Raw genomic sequence first — 12,532 nt, 5'->3', positions numbered from 1 at the left:
ACCATCTTGGTGCCTGCCTCCTTTTGCGCAATCCGCAATGCCCTGCGGGTGGTGCCTAGAGGGTCATCTCCTCGAGTTGGCGCCCCTTGGTTTCCTTGACCAGGAAGATCACGAAGATCAGGGAAAGCAGCGCGAAGAATGCGTAGATGCCGTAGGCCAATGCCAAGCCTGCCTCGGCGAGGGCCGGGAAGGTGGTGGAAACGGCGAAGTTGGCGATCCACTGCGCCGAGGCTGCCACTCCGAGTGCCATGGCGCGGATCGAGTTCGGGAAGATCTCGCCGAGCAATACCCATACGGCCGGACCCCAGGTGGCGCCGAAGCCGACCACGAACAGGTTGGCCGAGACCAGGGCGACGATGCCCCAGCTGCCCGGCAGCGACACGGCGCCGTCGATGGTGACCGACTGCGCGAACGCTACCGCCATCATGCCCAGCGACACGGTCATGATGGCCGAGCCGATGGTGAGCAGCAGCTTGCGTCCCAGCACGTCGATCAGCAGCACCGCCACGATCGTTGCCAGCACGTTGGTCGCCGAGGTGATCAGCGAAATCGTGAAGGAATCCGATTCGGCAAAGCCGACGGACTTCCACAGCGTCGTGGAGTAGTAGAAGATCACGTTGATGCCGACGAACTGCTGGAAGACCGAGAGCAGGATGCCGACCCACACCAGCGGGTGGAAGCCGAAGCGGCCCAGCAGGTCCTTGAAGACCTGGCGGCGCTCGATGTGCACGGTGGAGCGGATCTCTTCGATCTTCTTTTCGGTATCCGTGCCGGCGTTCATGCCCATATCGCGGGTCAGCACGGTAGCTGCTTCAACGAAGCGGCCGCGCTCGACCAGGTAGCGGGGAGATTCGGGCAGGCGCAGCGAGAGCAGGCCGTAGAGCACTGCTGGAACCAGCAGCGACAGGTACATCCAGCGCCAGGCCGTCAGGCCGAACAAGCCGACGGCATCCGCCGAGCCCATGACGAAGACCAGCAGCGCGCTGACCAGGAAGGCCACGAAGATGCCCAGCACGATGGCCATCTGCTGCATGGTGCCCAGGCGTCCGCGATGCGCGGCCGGGGAGACCTCGGCAATGTAGGCAGGGGCGATCACCGAGGCGAAGCCCACGCCGATGCCGCCGACAATGCGCCAGATGATCAGGTCGGTTACGCCGAAGCACAGGCCGCAGCCGATGGCTGATGCTGCCAGGAGGATGGAGGCGAAGAGCATGGTGCGCACGCGTCCCACGCGTTCGGAGACCACACCCGCTATCCAAGCTCCCAGTGCTGCGCCGAGCAGGGCGCAGGAAACGGAGAATCCGATGGTTACCGCGTTGAGCCCGAATTCGTGCTCGACAGCGTCCACGGTGCCGTTAACGATTGATGAGTCATATCCGAAAACGAACCCACCCAATGCCGCCCCGAGGGCGATGAAGATGAGTCGCGCGGAGAGTTTTCCGTCTGATGTAGTCGCAGTCACAATGAGCCATGCTATCGGATTCGAGAGCCGCAGAATCCCGATTTCCCGATTTTTTATGGGAGATCGATCACAAATTGGAAGGAGTCCTTACTTCAAGACCGGGGGAGGCCCAGTGCGCGTCGCCGGTTCATGACTGGCCAGCTCCCGAATTCTTGGCAAAAAAGCAGGCCGGCATTGCGAGTTATCGCGATGCCGGCCTGCGGGGAATTTATTTGCTAGCTATCCGCAGGCTTCTGCGAGTCCGCCAAATCGTTGCCGCGCATCTTGGCGACGATACTCATCAGGTGGAAGACCACCAAGGTGGCGATCGAGCCCAGGGCGATGCCGCCCAGCTGGAGCTGGCCGAAAGCGATTTCCTTGGTCACCGCAATGGCGATAATCAGGCCGGTGCCGGCGGTCATCAAGTTGATCGGGTTGCCGAAATCCACCTTCGCCTCGATCCACAGGCGCGCGCCGACGATGCCGATCATGCCGTAGAGCACGATGCCCAAGCCGCCGATCACGCCTTCTGGAATGGTGCCGATCAATGCGCCGAACTTCGGCAGGAAGGCCAGGGCCACGGCCACAATCGCAGCGATCCAATAGGCCGCGGTCGAGTACACGCGCGAAGCGGCCATCACGCCGATGTTCTCGGCATAGGTGGTCGTGGCCGAACCGCCGCCGAAACCGGCGAGCACGCTGGCAGCGCCATCGGCCATCAGCGCACGGCCGTTGAACTTCGACAGGTCGCGATTGGTCATCACGCCCACGGTGCGCACATGGCCGATGTTCTCGGCGATCAGCACGAACACCGCAGGCAGGAACATCAGCGCAGTGTCGAAGTGGAAGGTCGGGGTGTGGAATTCTGGCAGTCCGATCCACTCTGCGGCAGCAACCGCCTTGAAGCTCACCTGCCCCTGGGCCAGTGCAACAAGGTAGCCGCAAAGAAGTCCCATGAGGATCGACAGCCGGCCCAGCAGGCCCTTGAACGCAACGGTCGCGACCACGGTAAAGATCACCGTGAGGAAAGTGGTCAGCGGGAACTCGGTCATGGGAACCAGCGTTGCGCTGGCCAAATTCAGGCCGATGAGCGCCACGATGGTGCCCATGACCACCGGCGGCATCAGGGCGTGGATCCAGCCGGTGCCGGTCTTCTGCACGATCAGCCCGACAACGAACAGCAAGGCCCCGGTCATCACGATGCCGCCCAGCGCGCCGGACATGTTGTGCGACTGGGTGGTCGAGAGGACCGGGGCAATCATCGCAAAGGACGAGCCGAGGTAGCTGGGCACCTTGTTCCTGGTCATCAGCAAGAAGATGACGGTGGCCAGGCCGGTGAACAGCAAGGTCGTGGTGACCGGGAAGCCGGTGATGGTTGGCACCAGGATGCTGGCGCCGAACATCGCCAGGATGTGCTGGGCTCCGATGGAAACGGTCTGCGGCCAATGCAGCCGCTCATCCGGGGCAACTACCTCACCTGGGGTGATGGTCCTGCCGTTGCCGTGAATGCTCCAACTCATGATTCCTCTTCCCGGGCCCTGCGGGTTTTAGGCCGTAGAGAAGTCTACTCGGTTCTCGTGCGCCTGCGCGAAGAAAGAGCGCTCATGTTCCGCGGAGCGGATGAAAGCGGCCTCCATGCGGGCCCGCAGCTGCGGATCTGCCTGCTCGAACGCCTGGCGGACCATTTCGATGGCCTGCTCGGTGGCGGAATCGAATTCCTCGGATGCATAGGTTTCCAGCCATTGCCGATAAGGATGCTCGGCATGGTTGGCTGCCGCCAGCCGCTTGCCGATGTCCTGGTACAGCCAGTAGCAAGGCAGGATCGCGGCAATCAGCTCCCCGTAGCTCTCCTGGCTGGCGGCCAGGTGGTTGGTGTAGTTCAGCGTGGTGGCGCTGGGCGTATCAGCGAACTCATCCAGGTAGCTGCCGTGCAGCTGCAGCTCGCCATCGAGGATGCCGTTGGCGCCACGCGACCAGAAACGCTGGGCACCGAGATCCGGCGCCATCGAGCTGGCTAGCGAAAGCACCTTGGCGTAACGCAGCAGATACAGCGCATCCTGGGCGATGTAGTAGTGGAAGTCATCCCGGTCCAAGGTGCCCTCGGATAGCCGGGTGATGAAATCCAGCTGGTCGATTTCCTCGCGGATCGGCTGGATCTTCTGCCACCAGTCGCCCATGGGATCTGCCGTGCCGAAGAAGTCGATGAAGTGGTTGACCGGGCCGTGGCCGCTGCCCACCTGCAATTGGTCGGCCGCTGCGATGGCCTTGGAGAGGTAGGACTTGGACTGCTCCAACGCGGCGATCCAGTCTCCAGTGGCAGCGAAGCGGGTAGCCAGAGTGCTGGAAAGGGTGCAGCCGGTGCCGTGGGTGTTCCTGGTGGCATGGCGCGGTCCGTGCAGCTCCAGCTGCACCCCGCCCGCCGACACCAGGGCATCGGGGCAATCCGCCCCGGCCAGGTGCCCGCCCTTGGCCAGCACCAGCGTGTCGTGCTTGGCAGCCAGCCGCTGGGCCTGGCGCAGGGCTTCGTCCCAGGAAGGGGCCACAGGCTCGCGCAGCAAGCTGGCCAGCTCCAGCAGGTTCGGGGTAATCACCGTGGCGCGATCCAGCAGCGAATCAAGGGCCGATTCGTCGTCGAGCAGGCGATCCCCGCTGGTCGCCACCATGACCGGGTCCAGCACGACGGGGGCGTCAACAGTTTCCAGCCAGCCGGTGACTGCGCGGATCACCTCGGCGTTGGCCAGCATCCCGATCTTGATCGCATCGATGCGGATATCTGTACTCACGGCTTCGAGCTGCGCGAGGACGAAATCGCCGCTGATCGCCTGAACTCCGGACACCCCATGGGTGTTTTGCGCAGTCAAAGCGGTGATCACGCACATTCCGTAGCCGCCGTTGGCGGCAATGGCCTTCAGATCCGCTTGGATTCCGGCGCCGCCGGAAGGATCGGAGCCTGCGATGGATAGGATGTTCATTTCGAGGCCTCCCAGGCTGCGACCAGCTGCGCGCTGGCAAGTTGCGGATCTTCGGCGTTGCAGATGGCGCGGACCACGGCCAGGCCTGCGCCGCCGCCGGCGCGGATCGCGGCGGCATCGTCTTGGGTAATTGCGCCGATCGCTACGCAGGGCAGCTTGGCCAAGGCAGCGGCTCGCGCAAAGCCGTCCAGCCCCAGGGGAGCAGGATGGTCTTTTTTCGTCGGAGTGGCGCGGATGGCTCCTACACCGAGGTAGTCGATCACCGAGGCGTCCTTGTTCGCCTGGGCCAGCTGCTCATCGCTGGAAGCACTCAAGCCGATGATGCCCTCGCCGATGATCTGGCGAGCCAGCTGTACCGGCACATCTTTTTGCCCGATATGGATGCCGTTCACTGCTGCGCCAGCAGCCCGTGCCGCGAGGTAGACGTCAATGCGGTCATTGATCAGCAACTGGGCTTTGCCGTCGGTGAGCTTGGCAGCCGCGCAGGCCAGCTCGAAGAATTCCCGGGCGCTTTCATCCTTGGCGCGCAGCTGGATCCACCCGATCCCTCCGGCGACGGCTCCCTCGATAACTTCCAGGGTGCTGCGTGGGGTGCAGCTGGCAGTGTTGGCTACTAGATAAGCGCCGTAATTATGCATGGTTCAATTCCTCGTACTTCAAAGTTTTCAGTTCCCCGGGATCGGCAGCCGACAGCGCATCAAGGAAGGCAACTGCGAAGCTGCCCGGACCGGAGCTGCCAGCCAGGGCCTTTTCCGCGGCCAGGCCATAGAAACCGTGGGCTGCGATGGTGGCCTCGAACGGGTCATCGTGGACCGCAACCATCCCGGCGCAGACCGCGCCCAAGGCGCAGCCGCCACCTGTCATCCGGGTCAAGCCAATTCCGTTGGTATGCACCAAGACGGTACGCGTGGCGTCGATGATGGCGTCAGCCTGGCCGGAAATGGCCACCACGCAGTCGTGCTCCGTGGCCAGTTCGCGTCCCGCCGCCAAGGCGGCAGAAACCTCATCCAAGGCATCGACACCGCGCGAAGCAGATTGCCGGCCGGCCAGAGCCAGGATTTCCGAGGCGTTGCCGCGAATCAGGGTCGGGCGTTGCCGGACAATGCGCCGGGCAAACTCCGTGCGCACCGGAAGCGCTCCCACTGCCACTGGATCCAGGACCCACGGGGTGCCTGCAGCGCTCGCCGACTGCACAGCTTCTTCCATGGCGGTCAGCTGTTCAGTGCTTGGAGTTCCCAAATTCACCAATACGGCTGAAGCTGCCTGCGCGAATGGACCGGCCTCTCCGGGCAGATCCGTCATGGCCGGAGAAGCCCCGGATGCCAGCAGGGCATTGGCGGTGAAATTGGATACGACGGTATTGGTCAGGCAAAAAACCAAAGGTGATTGTTGCCGGTATTTTTGGGCAACTGCATGCAAAGCCATGCGACATCCCTCCGCTAGCGTGAACTAGATCAGGTTCTACGGGTCTTATCTCAGTCGGTTGATCCGACACCCCGTGTCACTGCCATAGAGCGTACGCACAACCGGTTCCGAGGACAAGTTACTTACGCTCGCGCCGCGCCACCAAGGCCTTGAGCGTGGCCGCATCCACCTTCTGCGCGGCCGCCAGCGCCCAGAGGCGATCCACGGCGGCCAGCAGATCTTCCCTGGTGTCCACCGGCTGCGGCCGCTCGTTGACTACTGTGCCGGCACGGCGCCGGGAGGTGATCAGCTCTTCGGCTTCCAGCTCCTTGTAGGCGCGCGCCACTGTACCGACAGCGACGCCGAGGTCCGTGGCCAGCGCACGCACAGTAGGCAGCTTGCTCCCCGAGGGCAGATCTCCCAAGGAGATCAGTGAAGCAATCTGCGAGCGGATCTGCTCATAGGGCGGGGTAGCTGCTTGGAGGTCAACACTGATCTGCGTGCTCATGAAGTAGCTGCCGGCTGATGTTCCCGCACGAAGGCGCTACCGGGGCGCTCTAGGAAAATGACTGCTGGGACAACGAAGATGAGCAATGCAAAGAGTCCCAGCCCGGCCGGGAATCCGTAGCCAATGAGCAGCATGGCTACCACTGCACTGGTGTTAACACGCATTGAACGCAGTTCCAGGACCTTGCGGTACCAGATTTCTTCGGCCGACGAGACAGCCCAGGGAATAATTGCCCGGCGGGAGAACCAGACGAATCCAAGATGGGTTGCCAGCAACAGCAGGATCAAGCCTGCAACCATTGTCTTGCCTGGAGGCACGAAGCCCCACAAATAGTCCAGCGGCGGATCGAGCAGAAAATAGGTGCTGGTGGCAAACAGCAAGCCAGCGGCGATGTAGGACCACAAGGGCAGGGGCGCGTGGTACTTGGGTGCTGCAGACGCCTGCCGGGCCACCGTGCTGACGTAGCTGAGATAAAGCGCATTGAGAACGGCATAGCTCAAAGCCGCACCGGCAAAGATCATTAAGATCCACGTAGTTCGCTCATTGGTAGGCATCTGGAGCTCGTCATCCAGTGGCAAGAATGACCAGCCGATTGCAACGCTGAGCAAGGTGAGTGCTGCAGTTACGTATTGCAAGGTGAATAGTTGATCACGCAAACGCGAGAAGGCGGTCCGTTCCCTGGTGGTGGATTGAGCTGAGAATGTAGAGCGCGGTCCCCAGAAGAGCAACGTGAGGGCGACCGCAAGGGCGCCATAGCTAACGAACTCGTACTGTCCATCCGGCGAATTAGCCTGCGAGTAATTGACCACCGACACGGTGAAAGCCAGCAAGACGATGCCGATATTGCGCATCAAGCGGTTGAGCCAGACCGTGCGCAACGCTTGGTTGTCTTCGACCGAGATGCCGGCCAAGGCAGGTCTTTTCAGGATAACTACGGTAATCACAGCCGCGGCCACGATGATCCCTGCCAGGGCCACGATGAATACCGGGAGCATCTGTGTGCCCGGCAACCGCCCATCATACGGACCCTCCGACGTGTATGAATAGATGCCGTCAAAATCAAAGGTCGTGAATTCCGAGGCCGGAACGCCAACGAGCCCTTCGACTTTGGAGACCGGCCACAGGGAGCCGACTGCGATCAGCAGCAAAAGCCCAACGAAAGCCCCTAGGGCCTTGGGAAATGGAGTTGTCAGGCTGCGGGCCTCTAATGAAGCGGTGCGCACGGGCTGGAGTTCCTTGGGCCAAGTGAACAAGCCGATGAGGTATACCAGAAGAACCCAGATCCCCGGAGTGAGTGCTTCAGCGATAGCCGAACCTGAATTGGTTTCGGTCATTGAAACGCGCCAGGTCTCGGACAAATCCCATGAGGTTGAAGCAAAGAATGCGATCAATGCGCACCAGAACGAGTGGGATCGGGCCCGGTCGATAGCTGGTGTTCCACGCCTGTGCGCCACCGAACGCAACCAAACGCAGATGATTGCGGCAACGAAAGCGATGGATATGGCGCTCGCCGAGAACTGGTTCATGGACATCAATGTATCAACTATTTGATACATATTGAATCCTCTGGCGAATTAAACGATGAAAAATAGTCCCAGTGACGTACGCTCAAATCATGGGTCTGTTTACTTCCACTCCGTTGCCCGAACCGGTCGGTGATTCCGCACCTCCGGTGGACGAGCATCCATCGCGCATAGCAACAGTTCTGAGTCATTTGCGGCGTTCTGCGGACACGCGGATCACGCATCCGCGACGCTTCCGCCTGCAGCAGCTCAAGGCACTGGAGAAGATGCTGGAAGAGCATCTGGAAGACTTCGTCCAGGCCTTGGCCGAGGACTTGGGCAAGAGTGCCACCGAAGCCAAATTCTCCGAAATCGACGTGGTGCGCGCGGAAATAGATTTCGCCCAGCGCCACCTCGTTGAGTGGATGGATTCCACCAGTGTCAAGGTTCCGCTGGCCTTGCAGCCAGCCATGGCCAAGGTCGAGCCGCGCCCGCTGGGGGTCGTGCTGATTATCGGAGCCTGGAACTATCCGGTTCAGCTGGTGCTCGCACCGCTGGTCGCGGCCATTGCTGCCGGCAACGCTGCGGTCATCAAGCCATCCGAGCTGGCTCCTGCGACCTCAGGCGCCTTGGCCAAGTTCCTCCCGGTCTACCTCGACGAACGGGTTTACGCGGTAGTTGAAGGCGGCGTGGATACCTCCACGGAGTTGCTTGCCGCCCGCTGGGACCACATTTTCTACACCGGCGGCGAACGCGTGGCCAAGATCGTGGCTGCCGCGGCCGCGAAGCATCTGACGCCTACCACCTTGGAATTGGGCGGAAAATCGCCGGCCGTGGTGGAGAACGATTCGTTGGCTTCCGCGAAGCGCTTGGCTTACGCCAAGTTCATGAATGCCGGCCAGACCTGCGTGGCGCCGGATTACGTATTGAGCGTGGGCGACTCGTCTGAGCTCATCAGGCGCCTGGGCCAGGCCATCTCCAGCTTCTACGGCAAGGAACCGCTCACCCATCCGGACTTTGGCCGCATCGTCAGCCGCAAGCACTTTGAGCGGCTGCTGTCGATGTTCGAGCAAGGCGAGGTGGTTTTCGGCGGCGAGTACGACGAGGATACCCTGCGCATAGCGCCGAGCATCATGCGCAATGTGGACCTCGAGGGAAGTTTGATGACCGAAGAGATTTTCGGTCCGATCCTGCCGGTGATCGAGGTGGAAACCTTCGAGGAAGCACTCGAATTCATTGCCCGGCGGCCGTCGCCGCTGGCCGCTTACCTGATGAGCGAAAGCCCGCGCCTGCAGTCGATTTTCTCTGACCGGGTGCGAGCCGGCTCCATTGTGCATAATGCTCCGTTGGCCCAGATGATCGTTCCAACCCTGCCTTTCGGCGGCGTGGGACCGAGCGGAATGGGGGCCTACCACGGCAAGCACGGGTTCGAACGGCTTTCGCAGATGCGCTCGGAATTCAACAAAACAACCGTCGTTGATACCCTGAGCGCGATATATCCTCCATATTCATGGGCCAAGCGAAAGATTATTGATCGCTTACTGTAGCGCGGTTCATAGCTTTATGGCTTGTCAGGGTGCTTGGATTGATAGGTTGGAAATTTTCAAGCATCAGGAGATGTAACGCATGACTGAGCCCGCACCGTCCCAGGACGGTCTGAAGCGTGGCCTCAAAGCTCGCCATATGCAGATGATTGCCATTGGCGGCTCGATTGGTACCGGACTATTCGTCGCGTCCGGCGGCACCATTGCCCAAGCTGGCCCCGGTGGCTCGCTGGTGGCCTACGCGCTGATCGGCATGATGGTGCTGCTCCTGATGCAGTCGTTGGGAGAAATGAGCGCCCGGCTTCCGGTCGCCGGTTCCTTCCAGACCTACGCAACGGTCTTCGTGAATCGCCACTTCGGCTTCGCGATCGGCTGGAACTACTGGTTCAACTGGGCCATTACCGTGGCTGCCGAGCTGGTGGCAGCTGGCATCATCATGTCCTACTGGTTCCCTGATGCCCCGGGATGGATCTGGGCGGCCATCTTCCTGGTGCTGCTCACCGGATTGAATGCGCTGTCCGCCAAGGCCTTTGGCGAGGGTGAATACTGGTTGGCCGCGATCAAGGTCATCACCGTGGTGGTCTTCTTGATCTGCGGTGTCGCGATGATCTTCGGCATCCTGGGCGACTCCACCCCTGGCTTCAGCAATTGGACCGATGGCGAAGCGCCATTTGTTGGCGGCTGGCTGTCCATCGTATCGGTCTTCATGATCGCCGGTTTCTCCTTCCAGGGAACCGAACTGATCGGCGTGGCCGCCGGTGAAGCCGAGAACCCCCAGCGCGATATCCCACGCGCCATCAAGGCGATCTTCTGGCGCATCATGCTCTTCTACATCGGCGCGATCTTCGTCATTGGCATGCTGATCCCGTATGTGGATCCATCCCTGCTCTCTTCCGAGGCATCGGATATCACCACCTCGCCATTCACCCTTGTCTTCGAGCGTGCGGGCGTAGCATTCGCCGCGGCACTGATGAATGCGGTGATCCTGTCGGCCATCCTCTCCGCAGGCAACTCCGGTCTATATGCCTCTGCGCGCATGCTTTATTCGATGGCGTTGGACGGCAAGGCTCCAAAGATCTTCGCCCGCTTGAACAAGCGCGGCGTGCCCATGCCGGCAATGCTGCTAACCGCCTCGGTAGGCCTTTTCGGCTTCCTTACCGCGATTGTCGGCCAGGGTTCGGCATATACCTGGTTGCTGAACGTTTCGGGTCTCTCCGGCTTCATTGCCTGGGTGGGTATCGCGGTGTGCCACTACAAGTTCCGCAAGGCATATATTGCCAGCGGGCAGGATCTCGCGAACCTGCCGTACAAGGCGCCACTGTTCCCGCTGGGACCGATCCTGGCTTTCGTGATCCTGATCGTGGTGATCGTCGGCCAGAACTACCAGGCGATCGTGGATGGAAACTTGCTGCAGATGGCTTCGAGCTACATCGGCCTGCCGATCTTCCTGCTGCTCTGGCTGGGCCACTGGCTGGCTACCCGCAAGCAGCCAGCCGTGGCCATCGATCCATGGACCGCGAAGCTGAACTAGCCAGCTAGCGCAGCATCAACAATCACCCGAGCTTCAGCCAGCACCTGCTGCAGATGCTCGGGTGATTTTGTTGATTCTGCATAGATCTTGTAGATGTCTTCTGTGCCCGATGGGCGCGCGGCAAACCATGCGTGCTCGCTGGAAACCTTCAAGCCGCCAATGGGGAAGCCGGCCGCTTGCGTGGCCTTGGCGGTAATCGGATCCGATGCCAGTTCGGTAGCGGTGACCATCGATGGATCCAGCTTGCCCAGTACGGCCTTCTGCTCGCGGTTTGCGGGCGCGTCAAAGCGGTCGTAGAAGCTGGGGCCGTGGCGCTCTACCAGTTCGGCATGCAGCTGGCTGGGGCTCTTGCCGGTTACTGCGCGGATCTCGCTGGCCAGCAGGGCCAGCATCAGGCCGTCCTTGTCGGTGCTGAACGCCTTGCCGGAGAAGTCCAAGAAGCTCGCGCCGGCCGATTCCTCCCCGCAAAAAGCGACCCTGCCGGAAGCCAGCGGTTCAACGAAGTACTTGAAGCCCACCGGTACCTCGCGCAGGGTCCGGCCGTGGGAAGCCACCACCTTGTCGATGAGCACCGAGGAGACCAGGGTCTTGCCGATCTGGGCATCAGCCGGCCACTGCGGACGGTGGGTGAGCAGGTAGTCGATGGCCACGGCCAGGAAATGGTTCGGATTCATCAGGCCGGCATCCGGGGTGACAATGCCGTGGCGGTCAGCATCGGCATCGTTGCCGGTCGCGATGTCGTACTTCTCGCGATTGGCCACGAGGGAGGCCATCGCATGGGCGGAGGAGCAATCCATGCGGATCTTCCCGTCCTTGTCCAAGGTCATGAAGCCGAAGCGCGGATCCACGGACTCGTTGACCACTTCGAGGTTCAGGCCGTATCGGCGGCCGATTTCGCCCCAGTAGTGCACCGAAGCCCCGCCCAGCGGATCTGCGCCAATGGAAATGCCGGACTCGGCGATGGCCTTGAAGTCGATGACTTCAGCCAAATTGGCGATGTACAGTTCGCGGAAGTCGAAGGGCCGGGCATTCGGCTCGCCGCGCTTGACCGCTCCGCTGGCCAGCAATTCGTTGGCCCGTGCAGCGATGGGTCCGGTGATTCCGGATTCTGCCGGTCCGCCATGCGGCGGGTTGTACTTGATGCCGCCGTCGGTTGGCGGGTTGTGCGATGGGGTGATGATCAGGCCATCGGCCTGTTCGCCGCCGCTAGCGTTATGTACCAGGATTGCGTGGCTGACCGCTGGAGTGGGAGTCAGTCCGTCATCGGCGAGCACGGTGACGCCGTTGCCTGCCAAAACTTCAAGGGCGGTGCGGTATGCGGGCGCGGAGAGTGCGTGGCTGTCCTTGCCCACGTACATCGGGCCGGTGATCCCCGCACCGTTGCGGTAGTCGACCACGGCCTGGGTGATCGCAGCGATATGCATTTCATTGAAGGTGGTGTTCAGGGAGCTTCCGCGATGTCCCGAGGTGCCGAAAATGACGGCCTGGTCGGGGTTGCCGCTGGAAGGAACCAGGGTGCTGTAGGCATCGAGTACCTCCTGCAAATTGATCAGGTCTGATTCTTGGGCTGGCTGGCCAGCTCGGAGGTGTGCCACAGATTGCCTTTCAGATTGATGCGCTTATCGCAGTT

10 protein-coding genes and 1 riboswitch are annotated in these 12,532 nt (G+C 61.5%); of the genes, 2 read left to right on the top strand and 8 right to left on the bottom strand.

The features are described from left to right. Window positions 1-55: 55 nt before the first annotated feature. The 7 genes from ACFVHU_RS12560 to ACFVHU_RS12530 form a co-directional block, all read right to left on the bottom strand. A complete protein-coding gene (locus ACFVHU_RS12560; RefSeq protein WP_388024699.1) occupies window positions 56-1,462 on the bottom strand; it encodes a sugar porter family MFS transporter in 1,407 nt (468 codons plus the stop codon). 215 nt (window positions 1,463-1,677) lie between these two features. After that, on the bottom strand, window positions 1,678-2,961 hold the full coding sequence (locus tag ACFVHU_RS12555; RefSeq protein WP_388024698.1) for a uracil-xanthine permease family protein: 1,284 nt from the start codon (window positions 2,959-2,961) through the stop codon (window positions 1,678-1,680). 27 nt (window positions 2,962-2,988) lie between these two features. Beyond that, window positions 2,989-4,413, bottom strand: coding sequence for a bifunctional hydroxymethylpyrimidine kinase/phosphomethylpyrimidine kinase (gene thiD, locus ACFVHU_RS12550; protein WP_388024696.1), 1,425 nt, complete (start codon window positions 4,411-4,413; stop codon window positions 2,989-2,991). After that, window positions 4,410-5,051, bottom strand: coding sequence for a thiamine phosphate synthase (thiE, locus tag ACFVHU_RS12545; RefSeq protein WP_388024695.1), 642 nt, complete (start codon window positions 5,049-5,051; stop codon window positions 4,410-4,412). The genes thiD and thiE overlap by 4 nt, the downstream gene beginning before the upstream one ends. After that, the gene (thiM, locus tag ACFVHU_RS12540; RefSeq protein WP_388024694.1) at window positions 5,044-5,838 is read right to left on the bottom strand and encodes a hydroxyethylthiazole kinase; all 795 of its coding nucleotides are present in this window, start codon (window positions 5,836-5,838) and stop codon (window positions 5,044-5,046) included. The genes thiE and thiM overlap by 8 nt, the downstream gene beginning before the upstream one ends. Then, a riboswitch (TPP riboswitch) is annotated at window positions 5,828-5,922 on the bottom strand. (Overlaps the previous gene by 11 nt.) Window positions 5,923-5,956: 34 nt before the next feature. Then, window positions 5,957-6,325, bottom strand: a complete 369-nt coding sequence (locus ACFVHU_RS12535) for a GntR family transcriptional regulator (RefSeq protein ID WP_388024692.1) — start codon at window positions 6,323-6,325, stop codon at window positions 5,957-5,959. Continuing rightward, window positions 6,322-7,851, bottom strand: coding sequence for a hypothetical protein (locus tag ACFVHU_RS12530; RefSeq protein ID WP_388024690.1), 1,530 nt, complete (start codon window positions 7,849-7,851; stop codon window positions 6,322-6,324). Before ACFVHU_RS12530 ends, ACFVHU_RS12535 begins: the two co-directional genes overlap by 4 nt. Before the next feature lie 89 nt (window positions 7,852-7,940). Between ACFVHU_RS12530 and ACFVHU_RS12525 the strand changes: the two genes are divergently transcribed. After that, window positions 7,941-9,374, top strand: coding sequence for an aldehyde dehydrogenase family protein (locus tag ACFVHU_RS12525; RefSeq protein WP_388024688.1), 1,434 nt, complete (start codon window positions 7,941-7,943; stop codon window positions 9,372-9,374). 79 nt (window positions 9,375-9,453) lie between these two features. Then, window positions 9,454-10,902, top strand: coding sequence for an amino acid permease (locus ACFVHU_RS12520; protein ID WP_388024687.1), 1,449 nt, complete (start codon window positions 9,454-9,456; stop codon window positions 10,900-10,902). Here the strand turns inward: ACFVHU_RS12520 and pgm are convergent. Then, window positions 10,899-12,497, bottom strand: a complete 1,599-nt coding sequence (gene pgm, locus ACFVHU_RS12515) for a phosphoglucomutase (alpha-D-glucose-1,6-bisphosphate-dependent) (protein ID WP_388024685.1) — start codon at window positions 12,495-12,497, stop codon at window positions 10,899-10,901. The genes ACFVHU_RS12520 and pgm overlap by 4 nt on opposite strands. Between the last annotated feature and the right edge of the window lie 35 nt (window positions 12,498-12,532).

The sequence above is a fragment of the Glutamicibacter sp. NPDC127525 genome, assembly GCF_042672105.1.
Lineage (GTDB): Bacteria > Actinomycetota > Actinomycetes > Actinomycetales > Micrococcaceae > Glutamicibacter.
Note: the sequence above shows the minus strand (reverse complement) of the source record. Positions and strands in the feature narration are given on the sequence as shown.

Coding starts and splice junctions, on each gene's coding strand:
- ACFVHU_RS12555 (WP_388024698.1), bottom strand. CDS start 2,961: ATGAGTTGGAGCATTCACGGCAACGGCAGGACCATCACCCCAGGTGAG.
- thiD (WP_388024696.1), bottom strand. CDS start 4,413: ATGAACATCCTATCCATCGCAGGCTCCGATCCTTCCGGCGGCGCCGGA.
- thiE (WP_388024695.1), bottom strand. CDS start 5,051: ATGCATAATTACGGCGCTTATCTAGTAGCCAACACTGCCAGCTGCACC.
- thiM (WP_388024694.1), bottom strand. CDS start 5,838: ATGGCTTTGCATGCAGTTGCCCAAAAATACCGGCAACAATCACCTTTG.
- ACFVHU_RS12535 (WP_388024692.1), bottom strand. CDS start 6,325: ATGAGCACGCAGATCAGTGTTGACCTCCAAGCAGCTACCCCGCCCTAT.
- ACFVHU_RS12530 (WP_388024690.1), bottom strand. CDS start 7,851: ATGAACCAGTTCTCGGCGAGCGCCATATCCATCGCTTTCGTTGCCGCA.
- ACFVHU_RS12525 (WP_388024688.1), top strand. CDS start 7,941: ATGGGTCTGTTTACTTCCACTCCGTTGCCCGAACCGGTCGGTGATTCC.
- ACFVHU_RS12520 (WP_388024687.1), top strand. CDS start 9,454: ATGACTGAGCCCGCACCGTCCCAGGACGGTCTGAAGCGTGGCCTCAAA.